Below are 18466 nucleotides of genomic sequence, written 5' to 3'. Positions count from 1 at the left end.
AGCCGGCAATACGGCCTTGCTACGCTCTCGGGATTGCGGGTCCTATCAACCATGACCGACCTTCCGCAGGTCGGCAGGCGGTTCAGGGCGGGGACTGCGGCGACATCCGACGTCACAGCACCCTGAAGGAGCACCATGTCCGCCACCGTCGACAAGTCACAGGTCGGCCTGACCGAACGCCAGTACCACATCGGCATCGCGCCCGGGGAGGTCTCGTCCGTGGCCCTGCTGCCGGGCGATCCGTTCCGGGTGCCGTTCGTCGCTGAATTCCTCACGGATGTGAAGGAGGTCGCGCACAACCGCGAGCACCGCACCATGACGGGTTGGTACAAGGGCCGGCACATCACCGCCACCTCCACCGGCATGGGCTGCCCCTCGACCGCGATCGCCGTGGAGGAACTCGCCCGCGTCGGCGTGACCAGCTTCATCCGGGTCGGAAGCTCTGCCGGCCTGCAGCCGGGCATCGCTCCCGGCGACCTCCTCGTGAGCGAGGGCAGTTTCCGAAACGACGGCACCACCGACGCCTATGTCCCCAAGGGCTTCCCCGCCGTGCCCGACCTCGGGCTCACGCTCGCGCTGGCCCGTCACGCCGATCGCCTCGCCGCGGCATCCGGGACCACCGCGCACACGGGGATCAGCGCGAGCGACGACGCCTTCTACGCCGAGACACCGGAGTGGATCGCGCAGCTGAGCGGCATGGGCATCCTCAACGTCGAGATGGAGGCCTCCGCGATGTACGTCGTCGCGCGCCTGCGCGGCCTTCGCGCCGGCATGATCTGCGCCTGCTCGAGCAACCTCGTCGACGGGGCGTCGCTGTATTCCGAGAAGAACACGGCGCTGAAGGACGGGTGGATGCGGTCCATCGAGGCCGCGCTGGAGACCGCGGTCGAGCTGGAGCTGTGATGACCCGCACGATCATCGAGGGGGGCCACGTCGCCACCGTGGATGCTGCCGGCACCGAGTACGGCGGCGGGTACGTGGTCCTGGAGGCGAATCGCATCGTGGCGATCGGTCCGGGCGCGGCCCCGGCGGAGTGGCGCGCGGGAGCGGAGGTGGTCGATGCCACGGGGTGTCTGGTCACTCCCGGCCTGATCAACACGCACCACCACCTGTACCAGTGGCTGACGCGCGGCTACGCGCAGGACAGCATCCTGTTCGACTGGCTCACGGCGCTGTATCCGCTGTGGGCACGCATCGACGCGGGGCTCGTCGGCACGGCGGCGGCCGGCGCCATGGCGGTGCTCGCGCGATCGGGCTGCACGACCGTCGGCGACCACCACTACGTTTTCCCGCAGGGGTCGGGCGACATCGTCGGCGCGATCGTCGAGGCTGCGGGGCGCATCGGGGTGCGCCTGCACGCGACCCGCGGGTCGATGGACCTCGGAGCATCGCAGGGCGGACTGCCGCCCGACTTCGCCGTGGAGACGACGGGTGCCGCACTGCGGGCGTCGCAGGAGGCGGTCGAGCGGTACTCCGACGCTTCGTTCGACTCGATGGTGCGGGTGGCGATCGCGCCCTGCTCACCGTTCTCGGTGACGGCGGATCTGCTGCGCGAGGCAGCGTCGCTGGCGCGTTCTCTGGGCGTCCGGCTGCACACCCACGCGTCGGAGACCGTGGAAGAGGATGCGTACTGCCTCGAGAAGTTCGGCCGGACTCCGACGCAGTACCTGGAAGATCTCGGGTGGCTGGGCGACGACGTGTGGATGGCGCACGCCGTGCATCTGGATGAGCCCGCGATCGCGCGGTACGCCGCGACGGGGACGGGCGTGGCGCACTGCCCCTCGTCCAATGGTCGGCTGGCGGCGGGCATCGCACCGGTGCGCGACATGCTGAGGGCGGGGGTGCCCGTGGGTCTCGGCGTGGATGGCGCCGCTTCGCAGGAGTCCGGACAGCTCGGCACGGAGATCCGGCAGGCGGTGCTGATGAATCGCCTTCGGACGGGGTCGGACTCGTTCTCCGTGCGCGACGGTCTGCGGATCGCGACGATGGGCGGCGCCCAGGTGCTGGGGCGCGCGGAGGAGATCGGCTCGCTCGAGCCCGGCAAGCTCGCCGACATAGCGGTGTGGCGTATCGACGGGGTGGAGCATGCCGGCATCCTCGACCCGGTCGCTGCCCTCGGGCTGGGCGCGATGCCGCCGGTGGAGCGGCTGTTCGTGAACGGCCGTGCGGTCGTGTCGGAGGGACAGCTCGTGTCGGCGGAAGAGCCTGTTATCGCGGCCGAGGTGGCCGCCGCCTCGCGGGAGCTCGCCGGGCGACTCTGACCGTGCCGCGTCCGCCGCTGGCCGCGCGGCTCTGAACGGATCACGGGCGCGCGCGGGCGAGGCGGTTCAGGAGGGTCGTCGGGGATTTCGAGGCGGCCCGCCATCTGCCGGACGGGTCCCACCACGTCGGGCCGCGAACCTCCGGCACGCCGTGGTTCATTCGGATCTTCCACTCGCCACGATCGATCGTCCGGTGGTGGTGCCAACACAACGGCACGCCGTTGTCGGTCGTTGTGGGTCCTCCTCGCGAATACTCCTCCACGTGGTGGATCTCGCACCATGCCGCGGGCGTGAAGCACCCGGGAATGAGGCATCCTCCGTCGCGAGCCCCGATCGCTCGGCGCTGCAGGGCGGAGAAGATGCGATCGGCGATGCTGAGGGAGACGATGCGACCGCGCTCGTCCGAGATCACCCGCTGGACCGCGCCGGTGCAGGCGGTGTGACGGGCCACCGAGAGAGACACGGGCTCGTCGATGCCGTCGATGTGGGCGAAACCCCGCCCGGTTTTCATGTCTGCCTCGCGCACCGACACCACCAGCGTCGGTGCCGCACCCCCGAGCGTGGGGAGCCCACCGGATGCGGCCGCCACGTGCAGCGCGGTCGCGAAGGCATCGTGCTGCTTCTGCGCCCGCGTGCGCGGATCGGGCGGGGAGGGGTCGGGCTCATCGGACTCGGCCTCGGGATCTTCGATGAACCGCAGCCCGCGGTCATCCACCTTCGGGTTCAGGATGCTGTCGAACACCCGCTGCAGCTGACCGGCGACTTCCGGCAGGATCTGTCCGCGCAGCGGTATCAGGCCATCGCGGCACATCCCGAGTGCGACGCCCCGCTTGCGGTCGGCGGCCGACTCCCGAGGCTCGGCGCCGTCAGGGTCGAGCCACATCGCCCACACCTGCGCCTGCATCCGCAGTTCGTCCGCGGAGGGCGGCGGAGCGTCGTCCACCCCCACCCCCCGCGCGGCCGCCACAAGCTCGGCCTCGGCCGCGGCGCGGTGGTCATGCGCGGACGCCGCAGCGCCGATCACCGCCGTGATCGCGAGGGCGCCGTCGACACCGAGGTCGCCGGAGGCAACCGCCTCCCGCACCGCCGGGAAGTCGGCGGGAAGTGTCTCGCCGGTCGACACCGAGATGTGCGGAACGATCGACCGTCCGGCCGCGACGAGGTCGCCGGCGGTACGGCCAGACACGCGCGTGGCGCGTTGCACGAGTTCCTTGACGGTGCGGCATCCGAACCGCGTCGTCATCCGCGCGGCGGGGGCGGGGTCGTCCGACCGCTCCCCCACCTCGCCGACGCACTCGATCATCGCCGCTTCGGCGAGCCGGGCCACGGCGGCGGCCGTCGAGAGCGCCTCAAGCAGCTGCGGCTCGGTCGATCGACGCGCCTCGTCGTCGTGGAACACCGCATCGAGCGCCGAGCGGAGCTGCCGCTCGGCGCCGCGAAGGGTCTCGATGAGGTGTTCCATGCCCCCATTCTGACGAGGGCCACCGACATCGAAGCCCCGGAAAAGGCCCGATCTCCCGCGAAATATGGTTTCTCGCGAAAATGCCCTCCACCGATCGCGTCGGCTTCGTCACGCGGGATGTTGATCCGGGAAACATCCGGGTAATCCGCGGGTGATTGACTGACGCGACCCGGCCACCGATGCGCCGGGATCGCGCGCCAGAATCGCGCCGGGGAGGGGAAGCGTGGACATCCATACCGTCACGAGCTTCCGCCGCGCGCGCACCCGCGCCGACCTGGCGCTCGAGCCCGGCGAGGTCTTCCTCGGCGGCGGCACATGGCTGATGAGCGAGCCGCAGATCGCGACCACCGGTTTCGTCGACCTGACGACCCTGGGCTGGCCCGACCTCGAGGTGTCCGACCGCGGGCTGCGCATCGGGGCGACGTGCACGATCGCCCGCCTCGTCGCCTGGGCGCGCACCGAGGCGCCCGCAGGCTGGCGCGCCGCCGCAGCCGTCCCGCATGCCGCCGACGCCCTCCTCGCGAGCTTCAAGATCTGGAACACCGCCACCGTCGGCGGCAACATCGCCCGTTCGTTCGCGGCGGCGGCGATGGTCGCGCTGGCGTCGGGGTTGGACGGGATCGCCGAGATCTGGAGTCCGAGCGGGGAGCGCCGCATCCCCGTCGCCGACCTCATGACCGGCAACGGGACCAACAGCCTCGCCGCGGGCGAGGTGATCCGGGCGATCGAGCTCCCCGCCGCGGCGTTGGCTTCGCGCCTCGTCCTCCGGAAGATCGCCCTCGCCGAGTACGGCCGCTCCGGCGCCGTCGTGACCGGCCGCGTGGATGCCGACGGCGCGGCCGTGTTCGGGATCACCGCGGCCACCGAGCGCCCGAACGTGCTGCGCTTCGCCGGACTGCCGGATGCCGAGGTGCTCCGGGCGACCGTCGAGGGAGCATCCGGCTACTACACCGACCCTCTCGGCTCGGCCGACTGGCGCCGCGGCGTCAGCGCCGTGCTGGCCGAGCGAGTGCGCACCGAATTGGCAGCCGCATGAGATTCGACGTCAACGGCGAACGCGTCGATGCCGAGCCGGCCCCCGGTCAGTGCCTCCGCACCCTGCTGCGCGAACACGGGCACACCGAGGTGAAGAAGGGATGCGACGCCGGCGACTGCGGCGCCTGCGCGGTGCTGCTCGACGGCGAGCCGGTGCACTCCTGCCTCATCCCGGCGCAGCGCATGGAGGGTCGCACCGTAACGACGGCGGCGGGGCTCGCACCCGGCGACGAGCTGCATCCCGTGCAGGAGGCGCTCGCGACGGGGTTCGGATTCCAGTGCGGATTCTGCACGCCCGGCATGTCCGTGACGGCGTCGACGCTCTGCGCCGATGACCTGCCCGACCTCGACCGCACGATGCGCGGCAGCCTCTGCCGCTGCACGGGCTACCGGCCGATCCGCGAGGCGATCACGGCGTCGGTGCTGGGCCCGGTGCGCGAGACCGGGCCGGCCGGGGCGGGACGCTTCGTCTCGTCGCTGCGCTCCTCGCTCAGCGACCGGGACGAGGCCGCCGCAGCCAGCACCCCGGACGCTGAGCGAGCGCAGCGACCCCCGGACGCTGAGCGAGCGCCGCACACCCCGGGCGCCGTGCGAGCGCAGCGACCCCCGGACGCTGAGCGAGCGCAGCGACCCCCGGACGCTGAGCGAGCGCAGCGACCCCCGGACGCTGAGCGAGCGCAGCACACCCCGGACGCTGAGCGAGCGCAGCGAGACGAAGCGTCACCCCCGCACGGCGTCGGCCGGTCGATCGCTCCACCGGCCGCGCGCCGGATCGTCCAGGGCCTCGAGCCGTTCACCTTCGACGAGCCGCTCCCCGGCGCCCTCACCCTCCGCGTGCTCGGATCGCCCCACGCGCACGCGCGGATCCTCTCCATCGACACGACCGAAGCCCGGGGCACCCCCGGCGTCGTCGCGGTCTTCACGCACGAGGACGCGCCGGCCACGCGCTACTCGACCGCCCGCCACCATCACCGCACCGACGACCCCGACGACACGCGGATGCTCGACGACGTCGTCCGCTTCCGCGGGCAGCGGGTGGCCGCCGTGGTCGCCGAAACCGCCGCCGCCGCCGAAGCGGCGTGCCGGGCCATCCAGGTCGAGTACGACGTGCTGCCCGCCGTGTTCGATCCGGAGGAGGCCCGTCGCCCCGGCGCCCCGCTGCTGCATCCCGACCGGACGCCGGACGACCGCGTGCACGAGGCATCCCGCAACGTCGTCGCCGCGATGCATGACGGAAGCGGCGGGGATGCGGCGGCCGCTCTCGCCGCGAGCCCCGTGACCGTCAGCGGCACGTGGCGGACGAGCCGCGTGTCGCACGCGCAGCTGGAGACGCACGGCGCCCTCGGCTGGCTCGACTCCGACGGCCGGCTCGTGATCCGCTCGAGCACCCAGGTCCCGTTCCTGACACGCGATGAGCTTGCGCGCATCCTCGACCTCGACCGCGATCGCATCCGCGTGCACACCGCGCGCGTGGGCGGCGGATTCGGCGGCAAGCAGGAGATCTTCGCCGAAGACCTCGTCGCCCTCGCGGTGCTGCGCACGGGGCGGCCGGTCGCGTACGAGTTCTCGCGCACCGAGGAGTTCACCCGTACGTCGTTCCGGCATCCGATGCGGGTATCGGTGTCGCTCGGCGCGACCGAGGACGGGCACCTCACCGCTCTGACCGTGGACGTGCTCAGCGACACCGGCGCGTACGGCAACCATGCGATCGGGGTGATGTTCCACGGGGTCGCCGAGTCCACGATCGTGTACCGCGCGCCCGTCCGCCGGATCGACGCGGAGGCCGTCTACACGAACAACCCGCCGTCCGGTGCCTTCCGCGGGTACGGCCTGGGGCAGGTGATGCTGGGCGTCGAATCGGCGATGGACCTCCTCGCCGAGAAGCTGGGGATCGACCCGTTCGAGCTGCGCCGGCGCAACGTCCTGCGCAAGGGCGATCCGATGCATCCCGACGAGGACAAGTACGAGGAAGACCTCGTGTGGGGAAGCTACGGGCTGGACCAGTGCCTCGACCTCGCCGAGACGGCCCTCCGCCGCGGCAACGGCGTCGAGCCGCCGGCGGGTGCGAACTGGCGCGTCGGCGAGGGGATGGCCGTCGCGATGATCGCCACCATCGCGCCCCGCGGACACGTATCGCACACATCGGCGACGCTCCGCCCCGACGGAACCTTCCTCCTCCGCGCCGGCACGACCGAGTTCGGCAACGGCACCACCACCGTGCTGCGGCAGATCGCGGCATCCGACCTGTCCGCGAGCTTCGACCGGCTGGAGCTCCGCACCGCCGACACCGACGCCGTGAGCCACGACACCGGCGCCTTCGCCTCGACCGGCATCACCGTCGCGGGCAAGGCGCTGCACGCGGCCTGCCTCGCGCTGCGCGAGCGGATGCTGCGCATCGCGGCGTCGATCGCCGAGGCCGACGCAGGCCATCCGGATCTGACGGCGGACGGCGTGCGCGTCGGCGAGCGCACCGTGGGGTTCGCGGAGATCGTCGCAGCCGCCGCATCCGACGAGCGCGACGACGAGGGACTCGTCGCGGCCGGTGCCGAGATGGGCGACCTGCGCTCGGTCGCGTTCAACGTGCACGCCGTGCGGGTGGCGGTCGATGTGGAGACCGGGACGGTGCGGGTGCTCCAGTCGATTCAGGCCGCCGACGCCGGGTTCCTGATGAACCCCGCCCAGGTGCGCGGGCAGGTCGAGGGCGGCGCCGCGCAGGGCATCGGCAGCGCCCTCTACGAGGAGGTGTTCGTCGAGGACGGACGGGTGCTCAACCCCATGTTCCGCCAGTACCGCGTGCCGCAGTTCGCCGACGTCCCCCCGACCGAGGTGTACTTCGCCGAGACCTCCGACGACGTCGGCCCGTTCGGCGCGAAGTCGATGAGCGAGTCGCCGTACAACCCGGTGGCGCCCGCCGTCGGAAACGCGATCGCCCGGGCGCTCGGGGTCCGCGGGTACCAGCAGCCCTTCTCCCGCGACCGCGTGTGGCGCCTCGCCGCACCGCTCCGCGCCTCCGGCAGCGCGGCGGTGGCGATGAGGGCTCCTGCCGGCCCGATAGGTTGAGAGAAACGCTGCAGAAGGGGCATCCATGGATCTCGTCGCTCTCGGAGGGGTCGGACTCCTCGTTCTGATCGGGGTGGGCGTCGCCGTCGCCGCGCTCGTCGTTATCCTCATCCTGATCCGCGCCTGGTATCGCGTCGCCCGCGCCGATGAGGCGCTCGTGATCGTGGGTAAGAAGCAGCGCACGACGCCCGGCGGCGAGTCCTCCCGCATCACGGTCATCACCGGCGGCGGCGCGATCGTGAACCCCCTCACCCAGCGGGCCGAGATGATCTCGCTGCGCGCGCGGCAGATCAAGATGGAGCCGGTCGCGCAGACGTCCAACGGCGTCACCGTCAACGTGAGCGGTGTCGCACTGGTGAAGATCGGCTCCGACCCCGACTCGGTCCGCCGGGCAGCCGAGCGGTTCGCGTCGCAGGATGAGGCGATCGAGCAGTTCACCACCGAGCAGCTCGAAGGCGCGCTCCGCGGCGTCGTGGCCACCCTCACCGTCGAAGAGCTCATGCGCGACCGGCAGCGGCTGTCCGATCAGATCGCCGACGGCATCAAGCAGGACCTGTCGAGTCAGGGCCTCATCCTGGACTCCTTCCAGATCCAGGGCATCACCGATTCCCACGGTTACGTCGGTGCGTTGGGCGCCACCGAGGTCGAGCGCGTCAAGCGTGACGCCGAGGTCGCGAAGATCAACGCCGACCGCGAGATCCGTCGCCGCCAGATCGCCACGGACGAGGCGAACCTCATCGAGCAGACCGCCCTGGACAAGAACACCGCCGCGGCCAAGGCCGAGGTCGGTCGCGCCAACGCGGAGGCCGAGCAGGCCGAGGCTCTCGCCCGCGCCGAACGGCAGCAGGCCGTGCTCGTGCAGGAGGCGCAGAACACGCAGGCCCGACTGGAATCCGAAGTCAGCCGCGTCGCCGACGCCGACCTGTACCAGCGGCAGCGCCGTGCCGACGCCGACGCCTACGCGAACGTCAAGGCCGCCGAGGCGCAGGCCGAGATCGCCCAGCAGGACGCCAGCGCGGTCCGGGTGCGCGCCCAGGCCGACGCCGACGCCGAGCGGCTGCGCGGCGAGGCCCGCGCTGCCGCGATCAGCGCCGAGGCCGAGGCGCTCTCGCAGAACCAGGAGGCGCTCCTGGCCCAGCGGGCACTCGAATCGCTCGTGCCACTGATGGCGGAGTTCGCCAAGGGCTACGACAAGGTCGGTTCGATCACGGTCCTCGGCGGCGAGGGCGCGAGCTCCCACCTCGCCACCGAGTCGGCCACCGGCCTGCGCGCATCCTTCGAGGCGGTGCGCGCGGCGACGGGCATCGACCTGACCGCGATCATCCAGGGCCGGGCTCTGGGTGAGGGGATCGCGGCCGGCTCGCAGCCCCGGACGGTCGCTGCAGCCCCCGCCCATCTCGCCCCCGCCGAGTAAGTCCGCGGATTCGGATGACATCGCCGGCCTCCACGACCGCCATCTGACCGCCGGGCGCATCGGTAGGGTGAGCGAGTGACGACGGATGCGGGGGGCGACGCGCTGATCGGCGTCTCGCTCGGCCGCGAGATCCGGGCGGCGCGCACGGCGAAGAAGCTGTCGATGCGCGCGCTGGCGTCGGCGGCCGAGATCAGCCAGCCGTTTCTCAGCCAGATCGAGTCCGGCCAGACGATGCCGTCGATCGTCACGCTGTTCCGCATCGCGAAGGTTCTCGAGATCTCGCCCTCGTCCCTCCTGCCGAACGAGGCGGAGCCTGATCCGATCTCGGTCACCCGGCGAGGCGAGGGCCGCCGGGTCCCCGTGAGCGAAGGGGACGGGTCGGCCGTCAGCCGCATCATCTCCGCCGGCGCCGCGCACGCGGCCACGGTGCAGGAGTACCGCATCCCCGGTCGGTATCGCGGCGAATGGTTCGAGTCCGACGGCGAGAACACCGTGTATCTCGTCGACGGCGAGGCCACCGTCGCGATCGAGGGCCGCGGCGAGTGGACGCTCGGCCCCGGTGACGCGCTCGCCCACCCCGGCGCCCTGCGCAACCGGTGGGAGGTGCGCGGCGACGAGCCCGCGACCATTCTGCTGATCCACGCCGGCGTCTGAGCCCGGCCGCCCCGGCGCGGATCGCCCGTCCCCGCGTCACGAAACGCGGCCGTAACGCGATCGGTATTTGCAATCAATGATTGCTCTCTACTATCGGTCTCGTGACGATCACCCTTCCGACCCTCGCCCTGCGCGATCGGGTCACCGCGTTCCTCGCCGACCACCCCGGGCGCCTCCTCATCGGCGGACGGTGGACGGATGCAGCGGACGGCGCCACCTTCGCGACCTCCGACCCCGCGACCGGCGCCACCCTCGCGTCCGTGGCCCGAGGAGGGGCGGCCGACGTCGACCGCGCCGTCGCGGCCGCGCGCACCGCACTCGAGGGTGATGCCTGGCGACGGATGACCCCGTCCGACCGTGGCGCGCTCCTCTGGCGCGTCGCCGACCTGATGCAGGATCACCTGGACGACCTCGCCGAACTCGAAACCCTCGACCAGGGCAAGAACCTGCGCACGGCACGCTTCGGGGAGATCCCGGCGGCCATCAACCAATTCCGCTACTACGCGGGGTGGCCGACGAAGATCGTCGGCGAGACCATTCCCACCTCCCTCAGCCGCACACCGCCCGGCAAAGAGGTCTTCGCGTACACGCGCCGCGAGCCCGTCGGCGTCGTCGGCGCGATCGTGCCGTGGAATTCGCCGCTGCTCATGGCCGCGATGAAGCTCGCTCCCGCCCTGGCCTCGGGATGCACCGTGGTGCTCAAGCCCGCCGAGAACACGCCGCTGACCGCGCTGTATCTGGGGCGTCTTCTGCAGGAGGCCGGTCTTCCGGACGGGGTGGTGAACATCGTGACCGGCTACGGCGGTGAGGCAGGTCAAGCCCTCGCCGAGCACCGCGGGGTCGACAAGATCGCCTTCACGGGATCCACCGCCGTCGGGAAGCGCCTCGTGGCCACGGCCGCCGGCGACCTCAAGCGCCTCACGCTCGAGCTAGGCGGCAAGTCGCCCGCCCTCGTGCTTCCCGACGCCGACCTCGACGCCACCATCGAAGGAATCTCGCGCGGCATCTTCGACAACGGCGGGCAGGTGTGCGTGGCATCCGCCCGCGTCTACGCCCACCGCGACGTGTACCGCGACGTCGTCGACGGGATGGCCGCGTTCGGCGCGAAGCTTCGCCTCGGGCACGGCCTCGACCCGGATGCCGACCTCGGTCCGCTCGTCAGCGTCGCGCAGGCCGAGCGCGTCGCCGCGTTCATCGACGAGGGCCGGGCCGACGGAGTGGAGGTCGTGGCCGGCGGCGAGCGCGGCGGAACAGCGGGAACGTTCTTCGCGCCGACGGTCGTCACCGGCGTGCGCCCCGACGCGCGGCTCCTCCGCGAAGAGATCTTCGGACCCGTCGCCGTCGTCACCCCCTACGACGACCTCGACGAGGTGGTCGGCTGGGCCAACGACTCTCCGTACGGGCTGGCGGCGAGCGTCTGGACCCGCGGACTCAGTGACGCCCATCGCGTGGCCGCCCGCATCCAGGCCGGCACCGTGTGGGTCAATTGCCACTCCTTCCTCGGCCCCGAGCTGCCCAAGGGCGGCCACAAGGAGTCGGGCTGGGGATACGAGAACGGCGCCCAAGGCCTGGAGAACTACCTGGAGACCAAGACCGTGGTGATGGTGATCTGATGAGCGATTCGACAGGCAAGCGCATCGTCCTGGGCGTCTTCGAGATGATGAACCCCAGCAACGGGATGCCCACGTGGACCGACCCGCGAGGGCGGGGCGACGACTGGGACCGGCTGGACTACTGGGCGGACCTCGCCCGCGACCTGGATGCGGCGGGCTTCGACTTCCTCTTCTTCGCCGACACCTACGGCTACGCCACGCTCGGCGGACGGATGCCCGAGGAGGTCGCGGCACACGGCATCCAGTTCCCGGCCCTCGACCCGATGCTGGCCATCGCGGCGCTGGCCCGCGAGACGGAGAACCTCGGCTTCGTCGTCACCTCTCCCACCACGGTGGAGCGCCCCTACGCCACCGCGCGCCGGTTCGCGACGCTCGACCGGTTCACCGGTGGCCGCATCGGCTGGAACGTCGTGACCGGCAGCTCGCAGGCGACGACCGACGAGCTGTTCGGCGTCACCGAGCAGCTGGCCCACGACCAGCGCTACGACGCGGCCGACGATTTCCTCGACACGTGCCTGCGCTACTGGGAGCACAGCTGGGACGACGACGCCGAGGTCCGCGACCGGGTGCGCGGCGTGTACGCCGACCCCGCGAAGCTGCACCGGGTCGACGTGGATGCGCCGTATCAGCGCTCGGCCGGCATCTTCGCCGTGCCGCCCACGCCGCAGCGGACCCCGGTGCTCTTCCAGGCCGGCACGTCCGACCGCGGTCGCGCCTATGCCGCGCGCAATGCCGAGGCCGTCTTCATCCAGGGGCAGACGATCCCCACCGCCGCGGCGCATGTGCGCGACATCCGCGAGCAGGCCGTACTTCAGGGGCGCCGGCCGGAAGACGTGCGGGTCGTCACGGGCATGACGGTGACCGTCGCATCCACCTCCGCCGAGGCGCACGCGCTGCGGGCGGAGTACGAGGCGCTCCTCGGCCGTGACGACGCCGCGGTGATGTTCGCGGGCATCACCGGGCTCGACCTCACCGGGCTCGACCCCGACACCCGGGTGGTCGACCTGAAGACGGATCTCGGGCAGACGCTCGTGCAGCGCCACGCGCGGCAGAACCCCGAGATGCGGGTGGGCGAGATCCTCGACTCCTTCCGCACGAAGGCCATCCGCGGATTCCAGGTGACCGGATCTCCCGAGGAGGTCGCGGACGAGATCGAGGCGATCGTGGACGGCTCCGGCATCGACGGCATCATGCTCGAGCCCACCTTCGGCGGCCCGGACGCCTACCGCGCGTTCATCGAGCTCGTCGTCCCCATCCTCGCCGCCCGGGGCCGGGTCGGCACGCCTCCCGGCTCGACGTTGCGCGAGCACATCTCCGGCATCCCGCGCCTCGCACCCACCCACCGCGCGCACACCCTGTCCGCGCGCGCCCCCCAGCTCGTCGACTCGCCATAAACCGTCGGGTTTTCGCGCGAAACTGCGCGTTTTTTGGCGAGTCGACCCAGGAGAGAAAGAGCACGCAATGAGACAAGACGCCGTCGAGGCGGTGATCCGAGGCCTTAAGAAGGCCGGGGTCAGCGTCGCCACGTACCTGCCGGATTCGCTCCTCAAGGAGCTGTACCCGGCGCTTGACGCGGATGCCGACATCCGCACCATCCCCGTCACCAACGAGGGCGAGGGCGCCGCGATCGCCGGCGGCGTGTTCCTCTCCGGCAAGCGGGCGGTCCTCGTCATGGAGAACTCGGGCCTGCGGGCGGCGACCGAGCACCTCGCGCGGATGGGGCTGGGCGCCGGCATCCCGGTCGTCATGATCATGAGCTACCGGGGCGAAATGGGCGAGAACAACTGGTGGGCGATCCCCCACGGGATCACCATGGAGCCCCTCCTGAAGACCCTGCGCACGCCCTACACGATCGTCCACGAGGTGGACGAGATCGAGCAGGCCATCGTGAACGCCTATGAGACGGCGTACGCCTCGTACTACCACGCGGCCGTCGTCCTCGGCGGGGGGCTCGTCCGATGAGCTACTCCCGGTTCGAAGCCATGAAGCTGCTCGGCGCCCGGCTCGAGAACGAGCTCGTCATCCTCTCCCTCGGCGGCGCGGTCGACGAGTGGTACAACGCCGCACCGCACATGCGCGAGGCGAGCCTGTTCCAGCAGCAGCTCGGATGCGTCACCCCCGAGGCGTTCGGACTCGCCGTGGGCCTCCCCCACCGCCGCATCGTGTCGCTCGACACCGACGGCGGCCTCCTGTTCAACCTCGGCATCCTCGCGACCCTCGGCAACGAGCGCCCACACAACCTCTTCGTGGTGGTGTGGGACAACGAGCAGTACCAATCGATCGGCGGCCCCCGGACCCACACGAAGGGCGGCCGCGTCGACCTCGCCGCGATCGCCCGCGGCGCCGGGGTCGAACAGGCTCACACCGCGACGACGCTCGACGAGTTCGATGCGCACTGCGTCGCGGGCCTCGCCGCATCCGAGCCGTATCTGGTCGTCGCGAAGACCGACGGGATCCTCGAGCCCGGAATCAGGCGCAAGCACTCGGACGGGCGCGAGGACAAATACATCTTCGTCCGCCACGTCGAAGCGACCGAGGGCGTCTCGATCATGGGTCCGAGCGAGCACAACTGATGCCTGTCGTGCGCACGCCCGCGGCGGAATACGACGTTCTCGTCGTCGGGGGCGGGGCGGCGGGATGCGTCGTGGCCGCACGCCTGTCGGAGGACTCCGCGATGCGCGTCCTGCTCGTCGAGGCCGGCCCCGACCACCGCGGCGTGCCGGAGATCGTGGATGCCGCGCACTGGGACGCTCTCATCGGCGGGCCGTACGACTACGGCTACCGCTCCACCCCCGCCGAGGCCGTGCTCGGACGGGCGCTTGCGATGCCGCGGGGCAGGGTGCTGGGCGGCTCGTCGTCGACCAACGCGATGCTCTGGTACCGCGGCTCCCGCGCGGACTACGACGCGTGGCAACAAGCCGGGGCCGACGGCTGGGGGTACGACGATCTGCTGCCGTACTTCCGCCGCTCGGAATCCCGCCCCGGCGGCGACCCGACCTTCCGCGGGCTGGAGGGCCCGATGAAGGTCGGGCCGCTCGCCGAGGTCCACCCGATCGCCTCCGCACTCCTGGCGGCGTCGTCCGAGCGCGGTCTGCCGGTTCTCGACGACGCGAACGGCGCCTCGAACGAGGGGGCGGTGTACGCGGACTACAACGCCGTCGTGGGCGAAACCGGCGCGTTCGAGCGGTGGAGCACCGCCCGCGCCTACCTGGAGCCGGCGCTCGGGCGTGACAACCTCGACGTCCTCCTGGGCAGTCGCGTCCTCGACCTGATCCTCGACGGAAGCGTGGTGCGCGGCATCCGCCACCTCGTCGACGGCGCCCCGGTGACCACCTCCGCCGCCCGCACCGTGCTGTCGGCGGGCGCCCTGGACACCCCGCGGCTGCTGCAGCTCTCCGGAATCGGGGACCCGGCTCGGCTCCGCGCTGCCGGTATCGACCCCGTGCACGCTCTGCCCGGGGTCGGCGAGAACTTCCAGGACCATCCGCTCATCCTCGGCATGAACTTCCGCGCGCGCTCCGACCTCGGACCGGTGATCGGCAACGGCGGCGGCGCGATGCTGAACTGGCGCAGCTCCCACGCCGAGGCCGGACCCGACCTGCACGCCGTCATCGCCCACGGCTCCCGCGGCGACGAGGCGCTGCACGCGGCGCACGACCTCTCGGGCGACCGCGTGTTCGCCCTCGTTCCCGGGCTCTACCGCTCGCGCAGCGTGGGGTGGGTGCGGGTCCGCTCGTCCGACGCCGACCGCGCGCCCGACATCCAGCCGAACTATCTGGCCGACCCGATCGACCTCGCCGCGATGGTCGAGGCAGTGGATGCGGTGCACGACCTGGTCGCGACATCCGCCTATGCAGAGCTCGCGGAGGGCCCGATCACGCCCCCGCGCGGCCTCGACGTGGCGGCCAAGACGCGCTTCGTGCGGGAGAACATCGGCACGTTCTTCCACTGCTCCGGCACGGCACGCATGGGGGTCGATGACCTCGCCGTGGTCGATCCGCAGCTGCGGGTGCGCGGGCTCGAAGGCCTGTGGGTGGCGGATGCCTCGGTGATGCCCAGCATCCCGACCTGCAACACCCAGGCGCCGACGGTCGCCATCGCCGAGCGCGCCGCTGACCTCCTGCGGGCCGCCTGACCGCTGCCACCGGAGTGATGTCCCGCTTCTGCAGGCTTCCGTGCCTCAGAACCTGCAGAAGCGGGACATGACCGCGGCCGGCGGATGCGCGCGGCTCAGGCCGGGGCGAGGAGCGCGTCGAGCGCGAGGAACTGGGCGCGGAAGTCGGCGCGCAGCGCAGCCTTCTCCTCATCGGAGCAGAACGCCACATCGATCCCCTCCAGCGCGATGCGCTTCGCGGTGTCCGCGTCCACGCCCATCGCCGCGAGACCCTCGCGGTATTCGCGGCCGAGGTCGGTGCGGAAGAACATCGCGTCGTCGGTCGACACGGCCAGCGGCAGCCCCGCGTCGATCATGGCGCGGATGCGGTGGCTCGGGCCGAGCGTCCACCCCGAGCAGATCGTCGTCGACACGGGCGTCACCGTGAACCCGATGCCGCGCTCGCGGGCCAGCGCGACCACGGCCGGATCGTCGACGATCCGGTAGCCGTGATCGATACGGTCGACCCCGAGCACCTCGATGGCCTCACGGACGGCGTCCGGCGACGCCGCATCCGTCTCCCCCGCGTGGGCGGTGAGCTTCAGACCATGAGCGCGGGCGAGGGCGAACGCCTCGGCGAAGCGCGTGGGATCCTCGGTGTTCTCCGGGGTGAGGTCATCCTGCCCCACTCCCACCACCTCGGCGCGCGGATGCGCGATCATCTGCTCGACAAGCGCGACAGCCGAGGACGCGGAGTCTCGGCGGTTGATCGCGATGACGACGCGGAATCCCACGCCGAAGTCGCGGTGCGCGGCGCGGAGACCGGCGAGGATCGGGTCGACGACCTGCGGGTACGTCAGGCCCCGCTCGGCGAAGTACTGCGGATTGACGTAGTACTCGCGATAGCGGAGGTTTCCGTCGGCAACCGCCCGGCGGACACCCTCGTAGGCGACCCGCTCGAAGTCCTCCGGGTCGCGCAGCACGTCGTGCGCGAAACGGAACGCGACGAGGAAATCGACGAGGTCGGCGAAGTCGAACAGCGTCGACGGGTCGGACTTCCACAGCCGGACGCTGTGCTTGCCGGCGAGCTCGAGGAACAGGGCCGCATCCATCGTCGAGACGAAGTGGCAGTGCAGTTCGGTCTTCGGCAGCAGTTGAAGGTAATCGGCGTACGAGATCATGCGTCACTCCCGGGGAGGGTGGTGCCCTGCTTCACCACGAGAAGCCGGTACGGTTGCGCGCTGGCCGACCACCAGCGATGCGGCACGCCGCCGGCGTAATAGGCCGAGTCGCCCGGCGCCAGCAGAAGCTCCTGATCGCCCGCCTCCACGCGGACCTCCCCCTCGACGACATAGAGGAATTCGTCCTCGTGGTGGACGAACACCTCTCCGGGCTCGGCGTTGGCCGCCTCCACCTCGAGGGGATGCAGCGGCCGCACCCCGTTCGCGAGCATCCGCGCAGCACCCCCCGCAAAGCTCTCGTCCAAGCGGCCTTCGCCCCGCCGGTGCACCTCGACCTCGACGGTCGACAGGTCGGGCGGCTCCGCCGCGGCGATCAACTCGATCGGACTCGTCTGCAGAGCCAGCGCGATGCGGCGCAGCGACGACAGGCTCGGCTGCGCGAGCCCGCGTTCGAGCTGGCTGAGGAATGGGTGCGACAGATCGGTCGCTTCGGCCAGCTGCACGAGGGTCATCCCGCGGGCATGCCGGACCTGGCGGATCGAAGCGCCCAGCCGCAGGTTCGCCGCAGCATCCCCTGCCGCGTCGGCGTGCGTCGTGGTCACAGGTGCTCCGTTCCTAGGCCGGGAGGGGCACTCCGTGCGCGGTCGCGTACTCCTCGACGGCTGCGACGGAGGCAGCGCGGCGCGCCGGGGTGAGCCAGGACGCGTCGAACGAATTGATCGCGAGCTGCACGAGGTCGGTCGGCGTCAACCCCGCCTGCTCGGCAAGGGCGACGTAGTTGTCGCCGACGTACGCGCCGAAGTACGCCGGGTCATCGGAGTTGACCATCACGCGCACGCCCTCCCGCAGGAGCCCGACGATCTCGTCGGCCTTCATCTGCTCCGTCACGAACGAGTTCGACACCGGGCACGTGGTGAACCCGATGCCCCGCTCCTTGGCCAACTGCACGAGCGCGGGATCCTCGACGATGTTCGTGCCGTGGTCGATGCGGTCGACCCCGATCTCCTCGAGGACGGCGCGGATGTGGTCGATCGAGCCGACCTGGTCGATGTCGCAGTGCATCGTGAGGAAGAAGCCCTCCGCCTTGGCGCGCGCGAAGACCGCCGCGAACTTCGTGGGCGGGTTGTCGCGCTCATCCGAATCGAGTCCCACCCCGAGGATCCACTGCTTGTACGGCAGCGCCTCCATCAGCGTCGCCATCGCGTACTCGGCGGAGAAGTCGCGCAGGAAGCACAGGATGAGTTCGGCCGAAACGCCCAGTTCGTCCTGCGCCCGCACGGCCGCGCGGCGGTAGCCGGTGATCACGTTCTCGAACGGCACCCCCCGGCTCGTGTGCGCCTGCGGGTCGAAGAACATCTCGGCGTGCACGACGCCCTGCTCCTTCGCCTTGAGCAGATACGCCCACGCGAGGTCGTGGAAGTCGTCCGCCGTCTGCAGGACCCGCATCGCCGGGTAGTACACGGCGAGGAAGCTCGTGAGGTCGGTGAAGTTGTACGTCGCCCGCACCTCCTCCACGGTCTTCTCCGGGAGATCGATGCCGTTGCGCGCGGCGAGGGCGAACTTCAGCTCGGGCTCGAGCGTGCCCTCCAGGTGCAGGTGCAGCTCGGCTTTGGGCAGGCCGTGGGCGAACGCGGACAGGTCGACGGACGTCGTCATAGGAGGTTCCTTCGGGTTGGGGCAGCAGAACGGATGC

General features: G+C 71.2%; 15 protein-coding genes. 11 read left to right on the top strand and 4 right to left on the bottom strand.

Annotated elements, in window-relative coordinates:
* Positions 1–135: 135 nt before the first annotated feature.
* A complete protein-coding gene (locus AC4FS2_RS16210; RefSeq protein WP_491155107.1) occupies positions 136–903 on the top strand; it encodes a nucleoside phosphorylase in 768 nt (255 codons plus the stop codon).
* Positions 903–2261, top strand: coding sequence for an 8-oxoguanine deaminase (locus AC4FS2_RS16205; RefSeq protein ID WP_491155109.1), 1359 nt, complete (start codon positions 903–905; stop codon positions 2259–2261). Before AC4FS2_RS16210 ends, AC4FS2_RS16205 begins: the two co-directional genes overlap by 1 nt.
* 40 nt (positions 2262–2301) lie before the next feature.
* Here AC4FS2_RS16205 and AC4FS2_RS16200 read toward each other — a convergent pair whose 3' ends face one another.
* A complete protein-coding gene (locus AC4FS2_RS16200; protein ID WP_491177695.1) occupies positions 2302–3723 on the bottom strand; it encodes an HNH endonuclease signature motif containing protein in 1422 nt (473 codons plus the stop codon).
* Between the two features lie 223 nt (positions 3724–3946).
* Here AC4FS2_RS16200 and AC4FS2_RS16195 point away from each other — a divergent pair, with 223 nt between their 5' ends.
* The 9 genes from AC4FS2_RS16195 (at position 3947) to AC4FS2_RS16155 (ending at position 15634) form a co-directional block, all read left to right on the top strand.
* Positions 3947–4759 carry an FAD binding domain-containing protein gene (locus AC4FS2_RS16195; RefSeq protein ID WP_491155112.1) on the top strand — a complete coding sequence of 271 codons (813 nt, stop codon included), beginning with the start codon at positions 3947–3949 and terminating at the stop codon, positions 4757–4759.
* The gene (locus tag AC4FS2_RS16190; RefSeq protein ID WP_491177693.1) at positions 4756–7818 is read left to right on the top strand and encodes a molybdopterin-dependent oxidoreductase; all 3063 of its coding nucleotides are present in this window, start codon (positions 4756–4758) and stop codon (positions 7816–7818) included. Before AC4FS2_RS16195 ends, AC4FS2_RS16190 begins: the two co-directional genes overlap by 4 nt.
* A gap of 25 nt (positions 7819–7843) precedes the next feature.
* A complete protein-coding gene (locus tag AC4FS2_RS16185) occupies positions 7844–9232 on the top strand; it encodes an SPFH domain-containing protein (protein ID WP_491155116.1) in 1389 nt (462 codons plus the stop codon).
* Between the two features lie 75 nt (positions 9233–9307).
* Entirely contained in the window at positions 9308–9886 is a 579-nt protein-coding gene (locus tag AC4FS2_RS16180) for a helix-turn-helix domain-containing protein (protein WP_491177691.1), read from the top strand.
* A 101-nt stretch (positions 9887–9987) separates the two neighbouring features.
* A complete protein-coding gene (locus AC4FS2_RS16175) occupies positions 9988–11499 on the top strand; it encodes an aldehyde dehydrogenase family protein (RefSeq protein ID WP_491177689.1) in 1512 nt (503 codons plus the stop codon).
* Positions 11499–12893 (top strand): NtaA/DmoA family FMN-dependent monooxygenase, encoded by a 1395-nt coding sequence (locus AC4FS2_RS16170; RefSeq protein WP_491177687.1) that lies wholly within the window; start codon positions 11499–11501, stop codon positions 12891–12893. The genes AC4FS2_RS16175 and AC4FS2_RS16170 overlap by 1 nt, the downstream gene beginning before the upstream one ends.
* A gap of 67 nt (positions 12894–12960) precedes the next feature.
* Positions 12961–13461, top strand: a complete 501-nt coding sequence (locus AC4FS2_RS16165; RefSeq protein ID WP_491155124.1) for a thiamine pyrophosphate-binding protein — start codon at positions 12961–12963, stop codon at positions 13459–13461.
* Positions 13458–14072, top strand: coding sequence for a thiamine pyrophosphate-dependent enzyme (locus AC4FS2_RS16160; RefSeq protein ID WP_491177684.1), 615 nt, complete (start codon positions 13458–13460; stop codon positions 14070–14072). Before AC4FS2_RS16165 ends, AC4FS2_RS16160 begins: the two co-directional genes overlap by 4 nt.
* Positions 14072–15634 (top strand): GMC family oxidoreductase, encoded by a 1563-nt coding sequence (locus AC4FS2_RS16155; RefSeq protein WP_491177682.1) that lies wholly within the window; start codon positions 14072–14074, stop codon positions 15632–15634. Before AC4FS2_RS16160 ends, AC4FS2_RS16155 begins: the two co-directional genes overlap by 1 nt.
* Before the next feature lie 95 nt (positions 15635–15729).
* Here the strand turns inward: AC4FS2_RS16155 and add (AC4FS2_RS16150) are convergent, their stop codons facing one another.
* From add (AC4FS2_RS16150) to add (AC4FS2_RS16140), 3 genes are read right to left on the bottom strand one after another with little or no spacing between them, the layout of a single operon-like run.
* Positions 15730–16773, bottom strand: coding sequence for an adenosine deaminase (gene add, locus AC4FS2_RS16150; RefSeq protein WP_491177680.1), 1044 nt, complete (start codon positions 16771–16773; stop codon positions 15730–15732).
* A complete protein-coding gene (locus AC4FS2_RS16145; protein WP_491177678.1) occupies positions 16770–17375 on the bottom strand; it encodes a helix-turn-helix domain-containing protein in 606 nt (201 codons plus the stop codon). The genes add (AC4FS2_RS16150) and AC4FS2_RS16145 overlap by 4 nt, the downstream gene beginning before the upstream one ends.
* Positions 17376–17388: 13 nt before the next feature.
* Positions 17389–18429 (bottom strand): adenosine deaminase, encoded by a 1041-nt coding sequence (add, locus tag AC4FS2_RS16140; RefSeq protein WP_491155132.1) that lies wholly within the window; start codon positions 18427–18429, stop codon positions 17389–17391.
* Between the last annotated feature and the right edge of the window lie 37 nt (positions 18430–18466).

The organism is Microbacterium sp. Z10_103 (assembly GCF_058310455.1).
The sequence above is the reverse complement of the archived record's forward strand: the minus strand, read 5'-3'. Positions and strand labels throughout refer to the sequence as shown.